This is a genomic window from Citrobacter sp. wls710, from assembly GCF_005281115.1.
Taxonomy (GTDB): Bacteria; Pseudomonadota; Gammaproteobacteria; order Enterobacterales; family Enterobacteriaceae; genus Citrobacter; species Citrobacter werkmanii.
Map to the genome: position 1 here is coordinate 138,762 of NZ_SZXD01000032.1, position 18,163 is coordinate 156,924.

Here is an 18,163-nt window from a genome sequence, read left to right on the forward strand (position 1 = left end):
CTACATAACTATGAAAATCGTAATTGCCCCAGACTCTTATAAAGAAAGCCTTTCTGCCACCGAGGTAGCTCAGGCAATAGAAAAAGGATTTCGGGAAATTTTCCCCGATGCGCAATATGTGTCTGTTCCGGTTGCCGATGGCGGCGAAGGAACGGTCGAAGCCATGATTGCTGCCACGCAAGGGCGTGAACATTCCGCGTGGGTGACGGGGCCGCTGGGCGAAAAAGTGAATGCCTGCTGGGGCATGTCCGGGGACGGTAAAACCGCGTTTATCGAAATGGCGGCAGCCAGTGGTCTGGCGCTGGTTCCTCCTGAAAAGCGCAATCCGTTAGTCACTACGTCGCGTGGTACCGGAGAGTTGATTTTGCAGGCGCTGAACAGCGGCGCACAGAGCATCATTATCGGCATTGGCGGTAGCGCGACCAACGACGGCGGCGCGGGTATGGCGCAGGCGCTGGGAGCGAAACTCTGTGACGCCAACGGAACTGAAATTGGCTACGGCGGTGGTAGCCTGATGAGTCTGAACGCCATCGATATCTCGGGCCTGGATCCTCGCTTAAAAACCTGTTCAATTCGCGTAGCCTGTGATGTGACCAATCCACTCACCGGCGACACTGGTGCTTCACGTATCTTTGGCCCGCAGAAAGGGGCAACGGAAGAACGTATTCTCGAACTGGACCGTAATCTGTCTCACTATGCTGAGATCATTAAAAAATCGCTGCGGGTCGACGTGAAGGACGTTCCCGGCGCCGGTGCGGCTGGTGGGATGGGCGCAGCGTTAATGGCTTTTTTAGGCGCGGATCTGCGCAGTGGGATAGAGATTGTGACTCAGGCGCTTAATCTGGAAGAACATATTCACGATTGCACGCTGGTAGTGACTGGCGAGGGGCGGATCGACAGCCAGAGTATTCACGGCAAAGTGCCGGTAGGTGTGGCGAATGTCGCGAAGAAATACCACAAGCCAGTGATTGGTATTGGCGGCAGCCTGACGCATGATGTGGCGGTGGTGCATCAATATGGTATCGATGCGGTGTTTAGCGTATTGACCAGTATCAGCACACTGGAAGAGGCGTTCCGTGGGGCATTTGATAATATTTATCGTGCTTCAAGGAACATTGCCGCCACGCTGGCGATAGGAATGCGCAGTGCGGGGTGACATTGCCCCGCAAACCCTCTATACTGCGCGCCGAAGCTGACCAGACAGTCGCCGCTTCGTCGTCGTCCTCTTCGGGGGAGACGGGCGGAGGGGAGGAAAGTCCGGGCTCCATAGGGCAGGGTGCCAGGTAACGCCTGGGGGGGAAACCCACGACCAGTGCAACAGAGAGCAAACCGCCGATGGCCCACGTAAGTGGGATCAGGTAAGGGTGAAAGGGTGCGGTAAGAGCGCACCGCGCGGCTGGTAACAGTCCGTGGCACGGTAAACTCCACCCGGAGCAAGGCCAAATAGGGGTTCACAAGGTACGGCCCGTACTGAACCCGGGTAGGCTGCTTGAGCCAGTGAGCGATTGCTGGCCTAGATGAATGACTGTCCACGACAGAACCCGGCTTATCGGTCAGCTTCACTCTTTATAAAACCCCGCTTCGGCGGGGTTTTTGCTTTCTGAGTAGGTTGTCATGCCTGATGGCGCTGCGCTTATCAGGCCTACTGGGTGTATGGAACGGGTTTTGTAGGCTGGATAAGGTGGTTACGCCGCCATCCGGCAAATGTTTTCCTGATGGCATTGCGATTGATTCACCACAAATCTGACGTTTATTTCCCACTCATCTAACCTTTATTTCGTTCTTATTAATGTTCCTGATTTCTTTTATAAGAGGAAATGTCTCTCGGGATATTTCTGGTTTTGTGATGAGCAACACAAAACGCTATGCGATACGTTTTTATCGAGAATAATCACGCGAAATCGATCGCCATCACAAAATTAGTTGCTGACAAAGCGCGCAAAATCAGTGTTAATATAATGTTGCATATGATGATGGTTTGTTTTCATTGGTTTAAATATTGATAAATGCAATGTTTTTTTACAAACAAACAAGGCAAAAAAATGTGATGCATGGCGTTATTTAAACACCATAAACGATAAAATATAATTATATTTGATAAATTACTTATTAAATTTAAACGCATTTTTTACCGGTAATTACTCTGTAATTGATTGAAATATAGCCTTTCATGGTTCGAAGAAATAACAGAGAAAATGATGTCGTTATAGCCATAAAAAATCGTTATCCCCCCATCTTTTTTTGATTAAAGTCAGGGTTAAGTGAGATTAATATTTTCTATCTCTATGATTAATAAGCAATTATCAATTTAATAATAATCTTACAAAATGTAAGGGAAGGGGATTTGTGAGTGGTCGCACATATCCTCGTTTGCTTAATTTGGTACACTTCCTGCCGTCAACAAAGTTATTAGAGCAGGACGATATGAATACTATTTCTCTCCCTAAAACACAGCACTTAGTGGTCTTTCAGGAAGTCATTAGAAGTGGTTCTATCGGTTCGGCTGCAAAAGAATTAGGTTTAACTCAACCAGCGGTCAGCAAAATCATTAATGATGTTGAGGCTTATTTTGGTATTGAGTTAGTGGTGCGTAAAAATACCGGTGTTACTTTGACTCAGGCAGGCCAGGTGATGCTCTCATGGTCTGAATCCATTACTCGTGAAATGAAAAACATGGTTGATGAGATGAACAGCATGACGAGTAACGCGGTGGTTGATGTGTCGTTTGGCTTTCCTTCACTGATCGCCTTCACCATCATGTCCGGCATGATTAAAAAATTTAAAGAGGTGTTTCCGAAGGCGCAGGTTTCCATGTATGAAGCGCAGCTCTCCTCGTTCTTACCCGCGCTTCGTGATGGGCGCCTCGACTTCGCTATCGGTACGCTGAGTGATGAGATGAAACTACAGGATCTCCATGTTGAGCCGCTCTTTGAGTCAGACTTTATACTGGTCGCCAGCAAGTCCCGAACATGCACCGGCATCACCTCGCTGAGCGCGTTGAAAAACGAACAGTGGGTGTTGCCACAAACGAATATGGGATACTACCGCGAACTTCTAACTACGTTACAAAATAATGGCATCAGCAGTGAAAACATCGTTAATACTGACTCCGTCGTCACCATTTATAATCTTGTTCTCAATGCTGATTTCTTAACTGTAATTCCCTGTGACATGACCACACCGTTTGGCTCAAACCAGTTTATTACTATCCCGGTACAAGAGACGTTACCCGTCGCGCGTTATGCCGCCGTGTGGTCGAAAAATTATCGAATTAAAAAAGCAGCATCTATTTTGGTGGAATTAGCCAAGGAATATTCATCATATAATTGTCGAAGACGAAGGCAATTAGTTGAAGTTGATTAAAGATTGAATTTGTTTTAACACGGACTCAACGCCATCTGTCTATATCTGACAATGGTTACGGCTATCTATTTACTTTAATACCCAGGTAAGAGGTTCTAATGCACATTACATACGATCTCCCAGTTGCAATTGAAGATATCCTCGAAGCGAAAAAAAGACTGGCGGGGAAAATATATAAAACGGGAATGCCTCGCTCTAACTATTTTAGTGAACGTTGCAAAGGGGAAATTTTCCTCAAGTTTGAAAACATGCAGCGTACCGGTTCATTTAAAATCCGCGGCGCTTTTAACAAGCTCAGTTCATTAACCGAAGCTGAAAGATGTAAAGGCGTGGTGGCTTGCTCTGCAGGGAACCATGCGCAAGGGGTTTCTCTCTCCTGCGCCATGCTCGGAATTGACGGCAAAGTGGTGATGCCGAAAGGCGCGCCGAAGTCTAAAGTGGCGGCAACCTGCGATTATTCCGCAGAAGTTGTGCTGCACGGCGACAACTTCAACGACACCATCGCGAAGGTTAGCGAGATTGTGGAAACGGAAGGCCGTATCTTTATTCCGCCATATGATGACCCGAAAGTCATTGCCGGTCAGGGCACTATTGGTCTGGAAATTCTCGAAGATCTGTACGATGTCGATAACGTGATTGTGCCAATTGGCGGCGGCGGACTGATTGCAGGTATTGCAGTGGCAATTAAATCGATTAACCCGACCATTAAAATTATTGGCGTACAGTCTGAAAACGTTCACGGCATGGCGGCTTCTTTCCGCGCTGGAGAAATAACCACGCACCGAACGACCGGCACCCTGGCGGATGGTTGTGACGTCTCTCGCCCGGGTACTTTAACGTATGAAATCGTTCGTGAGTTGGTGGATGACATTGTCCTGGTCAGCGAAGATGAAATTCGCAACAGCATGGTGGCATTAATTCAGCGAAATAAAGTTGTAACTGAAGGTGCCGGTGCGCTGGCATGCGCAGCATTATTAAGCGGGAAATTAGATAGCTATATCCAGAACAGAAAAACAGTCAGCATTATTTCTGGCGGTAATATCGATCTTTCTCGTGTATCTCAAATTACTGGTTTAGTTGACGCTTAATATACTTCGTTGAGGATAGGATATGAGTACTACTGATAGCATTGTATCCAGCCAGACAAAACAGTCGTCCTGGCGCAAATCGGACACCACCTGGACACTGGGTTTATTTGGTACAGCCATCGGCGCAGGGGTGCTGTTCTTCCCTATCCGCGCAGGTTTTGGCGGACTGATCCCCATTCTGATCATGCTGGTGTTAGCATACCCCATCGCTTTCTATTGCCACCGTGCGCTGGCACGCCTGTGTCTTTCCGGTTCTAACCCTTCCGGTAACATCACAGAAACGGTTGAAGAGCACTTTGGTAAAACGGGCGGCGTGGTAATCACGTTCCTCTACTTCTTTGCGATTTGTCCGCTGCTGTGGATTTATGGCGTCACCATTACCAACACCTTTATGACCTTCTGGGAAAACCAGCTGCAGATGCCCGCGCTAAACCGTGGCTTCGTGGCGCTGTTCCTGTTGCTGCTGATGGCATTCGTCATCTGGTTTGGTAAAGATCTGATGGTTAAAGTGATGAGCTACCTGGTATGGCCGTTCATTGCCAGCCTGGTGCTTATCTCTCTGTCACTGATTCCTTACTGGAACTCTGCGGTTATCGATCAGGTTGATATCAGCAATATCGCCCTGACTGGCCATGACGGCATCCTGGTTACCGTATGGCTGGGTATTTCCATCATGGTGTTCTCTTTCAACTTCTCGCCAATCGTTTCTTCCTTCGTCGTCTCTAAACGCGAAGAGTATGAGAAAGATTACGGTCGCGAATTCACCGAGCAGAAATGTTCTAAAATCATCTCCCGCGCCAGTATGCTGATGGTTGCGGTAGTAATGTTCTTCGCCTTTAGCTGCCTGTTCACGCTCTCTCCGGCAAACATGGCGGATGCGAAAGCGCAAAACATTCCAGTGCTGTCTTACCTGGCGAACCACTTCGCTTCACTGTCCGGTACGAAGTCTACCTTCGCCACCATTCTGGAATACGGTGCTTCAATCATCGCCCTGGTTGCTATCTTCAAATCTTTCTTCGGCCACTATCTGGGGACGTTGGAAGGTCTGAACGGTCTGGTGCTGAAGTTTGGTTACAAAGGCGATAAAACCAAAGTTTCCATGGGCAAGCTCAACACCATCAGCATGATCTTCATCATGGGTTCCACCTGGGTTGTGGCATACGCCAACCCGAACATCCTGGACCTGATTGAAGCAATGGGAGCGCCGATTATTGCCTCTCTGCTCTGCCTGCTGCCGATGTATGCCATCCGTAAAGCGCCATCACTGGCGAAATACCGTGGCCGTCTGGATAACGTGTTTGTTACCGTGATTGGTCTGCTGACCATCCTGAACATTGTCTACAAACTGTTTTAATCCTTAAGCTCAGGATGAGCGGAGTAGTGAAATGAATGAGTTTCCGGTAGTACTGGTTATTAACTGTGGTTCATCTTCCATTAAATTCTCAGTGCTCGATGCAGCAAACTGTGAAGTTTTAATGGCGGGAATTGCAGACGGTATTAACTCTGAAAATGCGTTCATAGCAATTAATGGAGGAGAGCCAGCTAAGCTGGCTCACCACAGCTACGAAGACGCATTAAAAGCGATTGCCGTTGAACTGGAAAAACGTAATTTAATGGACAGTGTGGCCTTAATTGGCCACCGCATTGCCCACGGCGGAAATATCTTTACCGAATCAGCAATTATTACTGAGGAAGTTATCGACAATATTCGCCGGGTATCGCCATTAGCACCGCTACATAATTATGCGAATCTGAGCGGGATTGAATCTGCTCAGCACCTTTTCCCAGGCGTGCAGCAGGTCGCGGTATTTGATACCAGCTTCCATCAGACGATGGCCCCAGAAGCCTATCTGTACGGTTTACCGTGGAAATATTTTGAGGAGTTAGGCGTTCGTCGTTACGGTTTCCACGGCACGTCGCATCGCTATGTTTCGCAACGAGCGCATGAACTTCTGGATCTGCAGAATGATGATTCAGGTCTGGTTGTGGCGCACCTGGGCAACGGCGCGTCTATCTGTGCGGTACGTAACGGGCAGAGCGTTGATACCTCGATGGGCATGACGCCGCTGGAAGGGCTGATGATGGGCACACGCAGCGGCGACGTGGATTTCGGCGCGATGGCGTGGATTGCCGCTGAAACCAACCAGACGCTCGGCGACCTTGAGCGCGTAGTGAATAAAGAGTCCGGTTTGCTGGGTATTTCCGGTCTGTCCTCTGACTTACGTACGTTAGAAAAAGCCTGGCACGAAGGACATGAGCGCGCGCAACTGGCGATTAAAACGTTTGTGCATCGTATTGCGCGTCACATCGCCGGACATGCCGCATCGCTGCATCGTCTTGATGGCATTATTTTCACCGGCGGAATCGGTGAGAATTCAGTATTAATTCGCCGTTTGGTTATCGAGCATTTGGCCGTTTTAGGTGTAAATATCGATAGCGAGATGAATAGTCTGCCAAATTCCCATGGCGAAAGAATTATCTCTAATAAGGATGCTCGTGTTATTTGTGCGGTGATTCCCACAAATGAAGAGAAAATGATTGCTCGTGATGCCATTGCGTTAGGCAAAATTAATATCCCAGTAGCATTTGCATAATTAATTTTCAGCAGAGAGATTATTTTTCATGAAGGTAAATATCGATACCAGCGATATGCTGTATGCCGAAGCCTGGAATGGCTTTAAAGGTACGGACTGGAAAGAAGAAATTAATGTCCGTGATTTTATTCAGCACAACTACACGCCTTATGAAGGGGATGAATCTTTCCTCGCCGAAGCAACGCCAGCAACTACGGCGTTGTGGGAAAAAGTTATGGCGGGCATCCGTATTGAAAACTCGACCCATGCGCCGGTTGATTTCGATACCAATATTGCCACCACGATAACCGCGCATGACGCCGGTTATATTGAACAAGAACTGGAAAAAATCGTCGGTCTGCAAACGGATGCGCCGCTCAAGCGCGCCCTGCATCCGTTTGGCGGCATCAACATGATCAAAAGCTCTTTTGATGCTTATGGTCGTGAGATGGACGCTAATTTTGAATACGTGTTTACTGACCTGCGTAAGACCCACAACCAGGGCGTATTCGATGCCTACTCTCCGGATATGCTGCGCTGCCGTAAATCCGGCGTACTGACCGGTCTGCCGGACGGCTATGGTCGTGGCCGCATCATCGGTGACTACCGCCGCGTTGCGCTGTACGGTATCCGCTACCTGGTGCGTGAGCGTGAACTGCAGTTTGCCGATCTTCAGTCGAATCTGGAGTGGGGGCAGAATCTTGAAGCCACGATTCGTCTGCGTGAAGAACTGTCTGAACACCGTCGCGCTCTGCTGCAAATGCAGGAAATGGCAGCGAAATACGGCTGCGATATCTCTCGTCCGGCGCGTAATGCGCAGGAAGCGGTGCAGTGGGTTTACTTTGCTTACCTGGCTGCGGTGAAATCGCAGAACGGCGGCGCTATGTCGCTGGGCCGTACCGCTTCGTTCCTCGACATCTACATTGAGCGCGACTTCAAAGCGGGAATTTTAAACGAGCAGCAGGCGCAGGAGCTGATCGACCACTTCATTATGAAGATCCGTATGGTGCGCTTCCTGCGTACGCCGGAATTCGACACCCTGTTCTCTGGCGACCCTATCTGGGCGACCGAAGTCATCGGTGGTATGGGGCTGGATGGTCGTACGCTGGTGACCAAAAACTCGTTCCGCTACCTGCATACGCTACACACCATGGGGCCGGCGCCTGAGCCGAACCTGACGGTACTGTGGTCCGAGCAGCTACCGATTGCCTTCAAAAAATATGCCGCTCAGGTGTCCATCATCACCTCGTCTTTACAGTACGAAAACGATGATCTGATGCGTACTGACTTTAACAGCGATGACTATGCCATTGCCTGCTGTGTCAGCCCGATGGTTATCGGCAAGCAAATGCAGTTCTTCGGTGCGCGCGCCAACCTCGCCAAAACGTTGCTGTACGCAATCAACGGCGGTGTGGATGAGAAACTAAAAATCCAGGTCGGACCGAAAACTGCGCCGCTGATGGATGACGTGTTGGATTACGACACGGTGATGGAGAGCCTGGACCACTTTATGGACTGGCTGGCCGTGCAGTACATCAGCGCGTTGAACATCATCCACTACATGCACGACAAGTACAGCTATGAAGCTTCGCTGATGGCGCTGCACGATCGTGATGTTTATCGCACGATGGCCTGTGGAATGGCGGGGCTGTCCGTGGCGGCGGATTCGCTGTCGGCTATCAAATACGCCCGCGTGAAACCGATTCGTGATGAAAACGGTCTGGCGATCGATTTTGAAATCGAAGGCGACTATCCGCAATACGGTAACAACGACGAGCGCGTAGACAGCATTGCCTGCGACCTGGTCGAACGCTTTATGAAAAAAATTAAGGTGTTGCCAACCTACCGTAACGCGGTGCCGACGCAGTCCATTCTGACCATCACCTCCAACGTGGTGTACGGCCAGAAAACAGGTAACACGCCGGATGGACGTCGCGCAGGTACGCCGTTTGCGCCAGGGGCAAACCCGATGCACGGCCGCGATCGCAAAGGTGCGGTGGCGTCGTTAACCTCGGTCGCCAAACTGCCGTTTACCTATGCCAAAGACGGTATTTCGTACACCTTCTCCATTGTGCCGGCTGCGCTGGGCAAAGAAGATAGCGTGCGTAAAACCAACCTGGTCGGGCTGCTGGATGGTTACTTCCACCATGAAGCGCATGTGGAAGGTGGGCAGCATCTGAACGTTAACGTTATGAACCGTGAAATGTTGATGGATGCCATTGAGCACCCGGAAAACTATCCGAACCTGACGATCCGCGTGTCTGGTTATGCGGTGCGCTTCAACGCGCTGACCCGCGAACAGCAGCAGGACGTTATTTCACGTACTTTCACCCAGGCGCTGTAACGCCGGAGGGGTTATGAGAAAAGTTATTGCAACCGAATGTGCGCCAGGGGCGATTGGACCTTACGTACAGGGTGTGGATCTGGGCAGTATGGTGTTGACCTCAGGTCAGATTCCGGTGTGTCCACAGACCGGTGAAGTGGCAGAAAACGTGGCCGATCAGGCGCGTCAAAGCCTGGAAAACGTGAAAGCGATTGTCGAGTCCGCCGGTTTGAAGGTGAGCGATATCGTCAAGACCACCGTTTTCGTTTCTGACCTGAACGACTTCGCCACCATTAACCAGGTGTACCAGCAGTTTTTTGATGAGCACAAGGCAATCTACCCTACGCGCAGCTGCGTACAGGTCGCCCGCTTACCAAAGGATGTGAAGCTGGAGATTGAAGCCATCGCCGTGCGTGGCGATACGCTGTAATCCCTTGCGGGGCGATCGCAGGATCGCCCCGATCCTTAATGAGTGTGAAACCTGGTCTTCACTGAACGGCAATCCGAGGGTGTGGATATGATTAGCGCATTCGATATTTTCAAGATTGGCATTGGACCTTCCAGCTCCCATACCGTGGGGCCAATGAACGCAGGTAAAAGCTTTATCGATCTGTTGGTCAGCAGCGGGGAACTCTTCAGGACCACGCATATCGTGGTCGATCTTTATGGATCGCTCTCTCTGACCGGCAAAGGTCATGCGACAGACGTCGCCATCATGATGGGACTGGCCGGTAACAGTCCGCAAAACGTTAATATAGATTCAATCCCTGGTTTTACTCAGGAAGTGGCCCGTACCGGACGTTTGCCGGTTGCTCAGGGTACGCATATTGTCGATTTCTCCCCAGACGAAAATATTCTCTTTCATAGCGAAACGCTGCCGCGCCATGAAAATGGTATGCGTATTACCGCGTGGCATGGTAACGAGACACTGTTAAGTAAAACCTATTACTCCATCGGCGGCGGTTTTATCGTCGAAGAGGAGCAATTTGGTCAGGTGCATGACGTTGAAACACCCGTACCCTACAATTTTCATTCCGCCAGCGAACTGCTGAAGCTGTGCGAGCGCAACGGGCTGTCTGTTTCCGGCCTGATGATGCAAAACGAACTGGCGATGCGCAGCAAAGAGGAAATCGATGCTGGTTTTGCCGCCATCTGGGACGTCATGCACGCCGGGATTGAGCGCGGCATGAACACCGAAGGCGTCCTGCCGGGCCCGTTGAACGTCCCGCGTCGCGCCGTGGCGCTGCGGCGACTGTTGGTTTCCAGTGATAATCTGTCCAGTGACCCGATGAACGTGATCGACTGGATCAACATGTTCGCGCTGGCCGTGAGCGAAGAAAACGCCGCCGGGTGTCGGGTTGTTACCGCGCCAACCAACGGCGCATGCGGGATAATTCCCGCCGTGCTGGCCTATTACGACAAATTCCGCCGTCCGGTGAATGCGAACTCGATTGCCCGATATTTGCTGGCAGCAGGAGCGATAGGCGCGCTGTATAAGATGAATGCTTCTATTTCTGGTGCCGAAGTGGGCTGTCAGGGAGAGATTGGCGTAGCCTGTTCCATGGCGGCAGCCGGGCTGACGGAGTTGCTTGGCGGTAGCCCTGCGCAGGTATGCATTGCGGCGGAAATCGCCATGGAGCATAACCTGGGGCTGACCTGCGACCCGGTCGCCGGACAGGTGCAAATACCGTGCATCGAACGCAACGCGATCAACGCGGTAAAAGCCGTGAACGCCGCGCGTATGGCGCTACGCCGGACGTCTGAGCCACGCGTTTCGCTCGATAAAGTGATCGAGACCATGTACGAAACGGGCAAAGATATGAATGACAAGTACCGTGAAACTTCGCGCGGTGGCTTGGCGATTAAAGTGGTTTGTACCTGAGATGAAAGGGTGCGTTTGTAGGCCGGATAAGGCGTAAGCGCCGCCATCCGGCAATGAATCCATCAATTTGGCATGATAGAAAAGGTGCACTTTGATGTAATACCTCTCAGCTAAGTATGTATGGTGAGTATGTGATTCTTGCTCAGGGTTCCGTTCACCTCAGCGGTGTCATTTCTCTGAAACGCCGTTACCCGTGAACGTGCAAGGGAGGCTCACCGCCGCCTCCCTTGCATCCCAGGCTCCCGGCGGGAAAATCGTCGCTGCGCGAGCTATTCGTCTTATTCCGTCTGCCTGTCGGGTCGGGGCCGAGCCTGCATCCATGCAGGCCGTCCCCTCTGCCCGCATCCCTGCGGGCAGTCCCGGTCAGCCGTCAACGCCTCATCGATTTTCAGCCGGACCGGGGTCATCGCTTCAACGCTCTGACTTCCAGTTAAATCTGTTTTGCTGTTTTAACAAAAAACGCAGAAGGTGAGGTGTTAACTGATCAGCATTAGCACTTTAGTGCGCATTTTTTGTTGTGATCTGCTTCAAAAATAGAATTTAAATTCTACATATGCATATAAAAGAGAAAATATTTCTTAACTTTTAGAAATTACAGGGGTTTGTTTGTGAAGTTTTTCTCTGATCCTGCGCGTATGATTTCTTCATTACTCCAATAGCTCACCTGCACCTTATGTACTGCGTATCGCATTAAGCAGTACGAAAAAAATAAAAAAACCTCTACCTACACATTGAGCGGGAAATTATGGAAACGGCAACGAATAGCAGCGTAATACTCGACGCATCTGCTCCGGCACGTCGGGCGGGAATGACCGAAAGTGAATGGCGCGAAGCCATTAAATTCGACAGTACGGACACCGGCTGGGTCATTATGAGTATCGGTATGGCAATCGGCGCGGGGATTGTTTTTCTTCCCGTCCAGGTAGGACTGATGGGGCTGTGGGTATTCTTACTCTCCTCTATCATCGGCTACCCTGCCATGTATCTGTTCCAGCGTCTGTTTATCAATACGCTGGCTGAATCCCCAGAATGCAAAGACTACCCGAGCGTGATCAGCGGCTACCTGGGTAAAAACTGGGGCATCCTGTTGGGTGCATTGTATTTTGTGATGCTGGTCATCTGGATGTTCGTCTATTCCACCGCCATCACTAACGACAGCGCCTCCTATCTGCACACGTTTGGCGTAACTGAAGGCTTACTGTCCGACAGCCCGTTCTATGGCCTGGTGCTAATTTGCATCCTGGTGGCCATCTCGTCGCGCGGGGAAAAACTGCTGTTTAAAATCTCTACCGGTATGGTACTGACCAAGCTGCTGGTGGTAGCGGCGCTTGGCGTGTCGATGGTAGGGATGTGGCATTTATATAACGTAGGTTCGCTGCCGCCGATGGCGCTGCTGATCAAAAACGCGATTATCACGCTGCCGTTTACGCTGACCTCGATTCTGTTTATTCAGACTCTTAGCCCAATGGTTATCTCATATCGTTCTCGCGAAAAATCCATTGAGGTGGCGCGTCATAAAGCGCTGCGCGCTATGAATATCGCGTTTGGTATTCTGTTCGTTACGGTCTTTTTCTACGCCGTTTCCTTCACGCTGGCGATGGGCCATGACGAAGCGGTTAAAGCCTATGAGCAGAACATTTCCGCTCTGGCGATTGCTGCGCAGTTTATCAGCGGCGATGGTGCTGGCTGGGTGAAAATCGTCAGCGTTATCCTGAACATCTTTGCCGTAATGACTGCCTTCTTCGGCGTCTATTTAGGCTTCCGTGAAGCTACTCAGGGGATCGTGATGAACGTGCTGCGCCGTAAAATGCCAGCCGAGAAAATCAATGAAACCCTGGTGCAGCGCGGCATTATGGTTTTCGCCATTCTGCTGGCCTGGAGCGCAATTGTGCTCAATGCGCCGGTACTGAGCTTCACGTCTATTTGTAGTCCAATCTTCGGCATGGTGGGTTGTCTGATCCCGGCGTGGCTGGTCTACAAAGTTCCTGCACTGCACAAATACAAAGGCGCTTCCCTGTATCTGATTATTATCACGGGCTTGCTGCTGTGCGTTTCTCCGTTCCTGGCATTTTCCTGAGTTATCTGAGCAAAGGTTGTTGTTATGTTTGAGACTACATTGAATCCATTATGGGATAGTTTTATTCGCGCAGTGCAGGAAGAAGTGAAGCCCGCGCTGGGCTGCACGGAACCTATCTCTCTGGCTCTGGCGGCGGCGGTCGCATCGTCTGAGCTGGACGGCGCGGTTGAACGCATTGATGCGTGGGTCTCGCCAAACCTGATGAAAAATGGCCTGGGTGTGACCGTTCCGGGGACTGGCATGGTGGGGTTACCGATTGCCGCCGCGCTGGGCGCGATCGGTGGTAACGCCAAAGCCGGGCTGGAAGTGCTGAAAGACGCTTCGGCTGAGGCGGTGGCGCAGGCCAAAGCGATGCTGAGCGCCGGGAAGGTTACGGTGATGCTGCAAGAGCCTTGCGAAGATATTCTTTTTTCCCGTGCGAAAGTGTACAGCGCTGAAGGATGGGCGTGCGTGACCATTGTTGGCGGCCATACCAACGTTGTGCGCATTGAAACCAACAAAGGCGTGGTGTTCGCGACAGAAGAGAGCACTCAGGAAGAGGAGCAGGAGTCACCGCTGGCGGTGCTGTCTCACACGTCGCTGGAAGAGATTCTGGCGTTTGTGAATGCGGTGCCGTTTGCGTCAATCCGTTTTATTCTCGATGCGGCAAAACTGAACGGGGCGTTGTCTCAGGAAGGGCTGCGCGGTAACTGGGGTTTGCACATCGGAACCACGCTTGAGAAGCAGTGCGCACGAGGCCTGCTGGCAGACGATCTATCTACCGCCATTCTGATCCGTACCAGTGCGGCATCGGATGCGCGAATGGGCGGGGCGACGCTGCCAGCGATGAGCAATTCCGGCTCCGGTAATCAGGGTATTACCGCCACTGTTCCGGTGATGGTGGTTGCTGAGCACTTTGGCGCGGATGAGGAAAAACTGGCGCGTGCGCTGATGCTGTCTCACCTGAGCGCAATCTACATCCATCATCAGCTTCCACGTTTGTCCGCACTGTGTGCGGCAACCACGGCGGCGATGGGCGCTGCGGCGGGTATGGCATGGATTGTCGATGGGCGCTACAACACCATCGCGATGGCGATCAGCAGCATGATTGGCGACGTGAGCGGAATGATTTGCGATGGCGCCTCAAACAGCTGCGCGATGAAAGTTTCAACCAGCGCATCTGCGGCGTGGAAAGCGGTGCTGATGGCTCTGGACGATACTGCTGTAACGGGTAACGAAGGGATTGTGGCGCATAACGTGGAGCAATCTATCACTAACCTGTGCGCGCTGGCGTGTCGGTCAATGCAGGAAACCGACAAGCAGATCATTGAGATCATGGCCAGTAAAGCGCATTAATCTGTAGGCTGGGTAAGGCGTAGCCGCTACCCAGCATCAGCCTGAGCCGCCTTTTCAGGCGGCTTCTTCGTCTTCGAGCCGTAGCTCGGCATCGGCCACAATCGCTTCCAGTTCTGTCAGCATTTCTTCATAACCGAAAGTCGCCGTGTCCTGTTTTTGCGGCTGAACCTGCGGCTGGCGTTTTTTTGTTTTTTTCTTGCTCAATAGTCGTACTCCATTGTTTTCCATGACTATACGGGCAAATCTATCAGCAAAGCACGCAGCGGGGTATCGGCGACTAACGTTATGTTAGTTTCGTCACGAATAAATGCGCCATCGCCGCAGGTGAGTGCTTCTTTTTCGGCTCCAGCCGTCACCGCATGGAATCTGCCGTGGATCGACTGGAGATAAGCGCGAGGCCCATGTAACTGAAAACTAAGCGATTCGCCTTGTTGCAGCTCAACATGATGTACCCAAACCTGTTGGCGCAGATGCAGGCTGCCTTGCTCACCGTCCGGCGAGGCCAGCAGTTGATGCTTACCGGCACTCAGCGTGGCTTTCTGCACGCAGGCATTTTCGCGCTGCGGGCAGGCATCCAGCCAAAGCTGCATTCTGGTTAACGGCTTATCTTTACTGATATTGTGTTCGCTATAGCTGATCCCGGGCTGTGTCGCGAGCAATAGCACTTCGCCCGCTTTAGCCTGGATATGGTTGCCTTCGCTGTCGCGGTACTCAGCTTCCCCTTCGAGGATCAGGTTGACGATATCCACTTTCGGATAGGTACGTGGCTGGAAAGAGGCCCCCGGTGCCAGAACTTCCTGGTTCAGAACACGCAGCGAGGCATAACCCAGCAGTTTAGGATCAAAATAGTGTCCAAAGGAGAAGGTATAACGGGCCTGCAGCCAGCCGTAGTCTGCCTGTCCGCATTGTTTGGCTGTACGGGTAGTAATCATAGTTCTTGACCTCTCTTTACTTCCTTTTATGTTAAATGGCTAGACGCTGCATTGTTAGCCAGATATTCTGCCTGGTATGTTCAAATTTCCTGAATGAGAACGAGATGGCCAAAGAAAGGGCTTTAACGCTTGAAGCGTTACGCGTCATGGACGCAATAGACAGACGCGGTAGCTTTGCCGCCGCGGCAGATGAACTGGGGCGGGTTCCTTCAGCCCTCAGCTATACCATGCAGAAGCTGGAGGAAGAGCTAGACGTCGTCTTGTTTGACCGTTCAGGTCATCGCACAAAATTCACCAACGTCGGGCGTATGCTGCTGGAGCGTGGACGCGTCCTGCTGGAGGCTGCGGATAAGCTGACTACTGATGCCGAAGCACTGGCGCGTGGGTGGGAAACGCATCTGACCATCGTGACCGAAGCGTTGGTGCCGACGGCGGCGTTTTTCCCGCTGATCGACAGGCTTGCCGGGAAGGCCAATACCCAGCTTTCCGTTATCACTGAAGTTCTGGCCGGGGCGTGGGAGCGTCTGGAGCAAGGGAGAGCGGATATCGTGATTGCGCCGGATATGCATTTTCGCTCATCTTCCGAAATCAACTCGCGCAAGCTGTACTCGTTGATGAACGTGTATGTGGCGGCACCGGATCATCCTATCCATCAGGAGCCGGAACCATTATCGGAAGTCACCCGCGTGAAATACCGTGGTATCGCGGTGGCGGATACCGCTCGTGAACGCCCGGTGTTGACCGTGCAACTGTTGGATAAACAACCTCGTCTGACGGTGAGTTCGATAGAAGATAAACGTCAGGCGCTGTTAGCCGGACTGGGTGTGGCGACGATGCCGTACCCGCTGGTGGAAGAGGATATTGCGGCTGGTCGGTTGCGGGTAGTAAGCCCTGAGTCGACAAGTGAAATTGATATCATTATGGCCTGGCGGCGAGACAGTATGGGCGAGGCAAAATCCTGGTGTCTGCGGGAAATCCCCAAACTGTTTGTGGGTAAATAGCCGGACTGTTACGCCGGATGCGGTGCGAAGCACCTTATCCGGCCTGGAAGACGGAGTATGTTGTAGGCCTGATAAGCGCAGCGCCATCAGGCATCTACATATGCTACGTCAGGATAACTGTTTGGGATCGGGCCCGAAGCGGTTACTCCCCTGAGTCCCGTTTTGACAGTTGAAAATGATGATAATCAACCAGCCAACGATCGGGATCAGCAGCACCAGCAGCCACCAGGCTGAACGATTGGTGTCATGCAAACGCCTGAACTGTACCGCCCACCAAGGGATAAACACCAGAACCCCATAAATCGTTGTTAGTATGCCTTCCCCTCCGGCGCGTTCCCAGCCAAGCATTCTGTCCAGGATACCCAGCACGAACGTGAAGATGATGTTGACCAGCACAAACATCCAGTATTCTTTACGACGCGCGCGACCACCAAAACCAAAGTAATTCTTTAATACGTTTAAATACCAATCCATTTTTGCCTCGTTCTGCATTCAATTACTTGTTTTTAAAGTAATCAAATTAAGAATAGCCGCGAATGAAATGATGGTAAATATTTACGGTATTAATTATTTAGCCCCCAAATGGGGGCCTGTGTAAATCAGGCGAAACGCTCGTCACGCCCGTGGGGTTCGTTAAGGTCCTGCCACGGCCCAACAGAAATAATACCAGTCGGGTTAATGGTTTTATGGCTACGGAAGTAGTGATTACGGATGTGATCGAAATTGACGGTTTCCGCAATGCCCGGTATCTGGTAGATGTCGCGCAGGAAACCGTACAGGTTCAGATAGTCGCTGATCCGGTGTTTGTCGCACTTGAAATGGGTTACATACACGGGATCAAAACGTACCAGTGTGGTCCACAGGCGAATATCTGCTTCTGTTAACTGGTTGCCGGTCAGGTAGCGATGCTGCCCCAGGATTTGCTCCAGTCGCGCCAGGGATTGGAAGACTTTTTCCACGGCGTCGTCGTACGCTTCCTGGCTGGTGGCAAATCCGGCTTTGTACACACCGTTATTGACGTTGTCATAAATCCAGCCGTTCAGCTCGTCGATTTGACTTTGCAGGGCTGGCGGATAGTAATCCCCAGCTTTTGCGCCCAAAGCATCAAAAGCGGTGTTAAACATGCGGATGATCTCCGCAGATTCGTTGCTGACAATGGTGTGATTTTTTTTATCCCACAGCACCGGGACGGTTACCCTACCGCTGTAATGCGGATCGGCGTGCAGATAGAGCTGGTAAAGAAACTCGTGTTGATACAGCGTATCGCCGGTTGCAGCCGGGAAGGTATCGTCAAAGGTCCAGCCGTTTTCCAGCATCAGCGGATGTACAACGGAGACGGAAATAAACGGTTCCAGCCCTTTGAGCTTACGCAAAATCAGCGTACGGTGCGCCCACGGACAGGCCAGAGAAACGTAGAGATGATAGCGGTCTTTTTCGGCAGCGAATCCCCCTTCGCCCGTTGGACCTGGTGCGCCATCCGCGGTGAGCCAGTTGCGGTAAGCCGATGCTGAACGTTGAAATTTTCCCCCGGTTGATTTGGTATCATACCAGGTGTCATGCCATACGCCGTCAATCAGTTGTCCCATTTT

At 51.4% G+C, this 18,163-nt stretch carries 15 protein-coding genes and 1 other RNA gene; 12 read left to right on the forward strand and 4 right to left on the reverse strand.

The features are described from left to right. Positions 1–10: 10 nt before the first annotated feature. The 11 genes from garK (at position 11) to FDX14_RS14320 (ending at position 14,641) form a co-directional block, all read left to right on the forward strand. On the forward strand, positions 11–1,156 hold the full coding sequence (gene garK, locus FDX14_RS14265; RefSeq protein ID WP_061388437.1) for a glycerate 2-kinase: 1,146 nt from the start codon (positions 11–13) through the stop codon (positions 1,154–1,156). A gap of 32 nt (positions 1,157–1,188) precedes the next feature. Then, positions 1,189–1,565: RNase P RNA component class A (gene rnpB, locus FDX14_RS14270), an RNA gene on the forward strand. Between the two features lie 859 nt (positions 1,566–2,424). Continuing rightward, positions 2,425–3,363, forward strand: a complete 939-nt coding sequence (gene tdcA / locus FDX14_RS14275) for a transcriptional regulator TdcA (protein ID WP_038634113.1) — start codon at positions 2,425–2,427, stop codon at positions 3,361–3,363. A 98-nt stretch (positions 3,364–3,461) separates the two neighbouring features. Beyond that, on the forward strand, positions 3,462–4,451 hold the full coding sequence (gene tdcB, locus FDX14_RS14280) for a bifunctional threonine ammonia-lyase/L-serine ammonia-lyase TdcB (protein WP_042311192.1): 990 nt from the start codon (positions 3,462–3,464) through the stop codon (positions 4,449–4,451). Positions 4,452–4,473: 22 nt separating this feature from the next. Continuing rightward, positions 4,474–5,805 (forward strand): threonine/serine transporter TdcC, encoded by a 1,332-nt coding sequence (tdcC, locus tag FDX14_RS14285; protein ID WP_006687934.1) that lies wholly within the window; start codon positions 4,474–4,476, stop codon positions 5,803–5,805. A 31-nt stretch (positions 5,806–5,836) separates the two neighbouring features. Beyond that, positions 5,837–7,045, forward strand: coding sequence for a propionate kinase (tdcD, locus tag FDX14_RS14290; protein ID WP_038634108.1), 1,209 nt, complete (start codon positions 5,837–5,839; stop codon positions 7,043–7,045). Between the two features lie 28 nt (positions 7,046–7,073). Continuing rightward, positions 7,074–9,368, forward strand: coding sequence for a 2-ketobutyrate formate-lyase/pyruvate formate-lyase (gene tdcE, locus FDX14_RS14295; protein ID WP_061382497.1), 2,295 nt, complete (start codon positions 7,074–7,076; stop codon positions 9,366–9,368). Positions 9,369–9,381: 13 nt separating this feature from the next. Then, positions 9,382–9,777, forward strand: coding sequence for an enamine/imine deaminase (locus FDX14_RS14300; RefSeq protein WP_003828585.1), 396 nt, complete (start codon positions 9,382–9,384; stop codon positions 9,775–9,777). A gap of 87 nt (positions 9,778–9,864) precedes the next feature. Then, positions 9,865–11,229, forward strand: coding sequence for an L-serine ammonia-lyase (gene tdcG / locus FDX14_RS14305; RefSeq protein WP_042311189.1), 1,365 nt, complete (start codon positions 9,865–9,867; stop codon positions 11,227–11,229). Between the two features lie 745 nt (positions 11,230–11,974). Next, positions 11,975–13,306 carry an SLC5/6 family protein gene (locus FDX14_RS14315; protein WP_038634097.1) on the forward strand — a complete coding sequence of 444 codons (1,332 nt, stop codon included), beginning with the start codon at positions 11,975–11,977 and terminating at the stop codon, positions 13,304–13,306. A 24-nt stretch (positions 13,307–13,330) separates the two neighbouring features. Continuing rightward, a complete protein-coding gene (locus FDX14_RS14320) occupies positions 13,331–14,641 on the forward strand; it encodes an L-cysteine desulfidase family protein (protein ID WP_061382494.1) in 1,311 nt (436 codons plus the stop codon). Positions 14,642–14,695: 54 nt separating this feature from the next. Here the strand turns inward: FDX14_RS14320 and FDX14_RS25195 are convergent, their stop codons facing one another. Together FDX14_RS25195 and FDX14_RS14325 are read right to left on the reverse strand one after the other, a co-directional pair. Then, entirely contained in the window at positions 14,696–14,845 is a 150-nt protein-coding gene (locus tag FDX14_RS25195; RefSeq protein WP_094301042.1) for a protein YhaL, read from the reverse strand. 26 nt (positions 14,846–14,871) lie between these two features. After that, entirely contained in the window at positions 14,872–15,573 is a 702-nt protein-coding gene (locus FDX14_RS14325) for a pirin family protein (protein ID WP_005131482.1), read from the reverse strand. A gap of 104 nt (positions 15,574–15,677) precedes the next feature. Here FDX14_RS14325 and yhaJ point away from each other — a divergent pair, with 104 nt between their 5' ends. Continuing rightward, entirely contained in the window at positions 15,678–16,574 is an 897-nt protein-coding gene (gene yhaJ, locus FDX14_RS14330; protein WP_042311140.1) for a DNA-binding transcriptional regulator YhaJ, read from the forward strand. Positions 16,575–16,682: 108 nt separating this feature from the next. Here the strand turns inward: yhaJ and FDX14_RS14335 are convergent, their stop codons facing one another. Both FDX14_RS14335 and yqjG read right to left on the reverse strand, forming a co-directional pair. Continuing rightward, positions 16,683–17,048 carry a DUF805 domain-containing protein gene (locus FDX14_RS14335; protein ID WP_079226206.1) on the reverse strand — a complete coding sequence of 122 codons (366 nt, stop codon included), beginning with the start codon at positions 17,046–17,048 and terminating at the stop codon, positions 16,683–16,685. Between the two features lie 125 nt (positions 17,049–17,173). Beyond that, positions 17,174–18,160: a glutathionyl-hydroquinone reductase YqjG gene (gene yqjG, locus FDX14_RS14340; protein ID WP_061382491.1), complete on the reverse strand. Its 987-nt coding sequence runs from the start codon at positions 18,158–18,160 to the stop codon at positions 17,174–17,176. Positions 18,161–18,163: the final 3 nt, after the last annotated feature.

Bases quoted from the DNA above. Each gene is read 5' to 3' on its own strand.
- tdcG (WP_042311189.1), top strand. From the start codon at position 9,865: ATGATTAGCGCATTCGATATTTTCAAGATTGGCATTGGACCTTCCAGC.
- FDX14_RS14325 (WP_005131482.1), bottom strand. From the start codon at position 15,573: ATGATTACTACCCGTACAGCCAAACAATGCGGACAGGCAGACTACGGC.
- FDX14_RS14320 (WP_061382494.1), top strand. From the start codon at position 13,331: ATGTTTGAGACTACATTGAATCCATTATGGGATAGTTTTATTCGCGCA.
- tdcD (WP_038634108.1), top strand. From the start codon at position 5,837: ATGAATGAGTTTCCGGTAGTACTGGTTATTAACTGTGGTTCATCTTCC.
- tdcE (WP_061382497.1), top strand. From the start codon at position 7,074: ATGAAGGTAAATATCGATACCAGCGATATGCTGTATGCCGAAGCCTGG.
- garK (WP_061388437.1), top strand. From the start codon at position 11: ATGAAAATCGTAATTGCCCCAGACTCTTATAAAGAAAGCCTTTCTGCC.
- FDX14_RS14315 (WP_038634097.1), top strand. From the start codon at position 11,975: ATGGAAACGGCAACGAATAGCAGCGTAATACTCGACGCATCTGCTCCG.
- FDX14_RS14300 (WP_003828585.1), top strand. From the start codon at position 9,382: ATGAGAAAAGTTATTGCAACCGAATGTGCGCCAGGGGCGATTGGACCT.
- tdcB (WP_042311192.1), top strand. From the start codon at position 3,462: ATGCACATTACATACGATCTCCCAGTTGCAATTGAAGATATCCTCGAA.
- FDX14_RS14335 (WP_079226206.1), bottom strand. From the start codon at position 17,048: ATGGATTGGTATTTAAACGTATTAAAGAATTACTTTGGTTTTGGTGGT.
- yqjG (WP_061382491.1), bottom strand. From the start codon at position 18,160: ATGGGACAACTGATTGACGGCGTATGGCATGACACCTGGTATGATACC.
- yhaJ (WP_042311140.1), top strand. From the start codon at position 15,678: ATGGCCAAAGAAAGGGCTTTAACGCTTGAAGCGTTACGCGTCATGGAC.
- tdcC (WP_006687934.1), top strand. From the start codon at position 4,474: ATGAGTACTACTGATAGCATTGTATCCAGCCAGACAAAACAGTCGTCC.
- tdcA (WP_038634113.1), top strand. From the start codon at position 2,425: ATGAATACTATTTCTCTCCCTAAAACACAGCACTTAGTGGTCTTTCAG.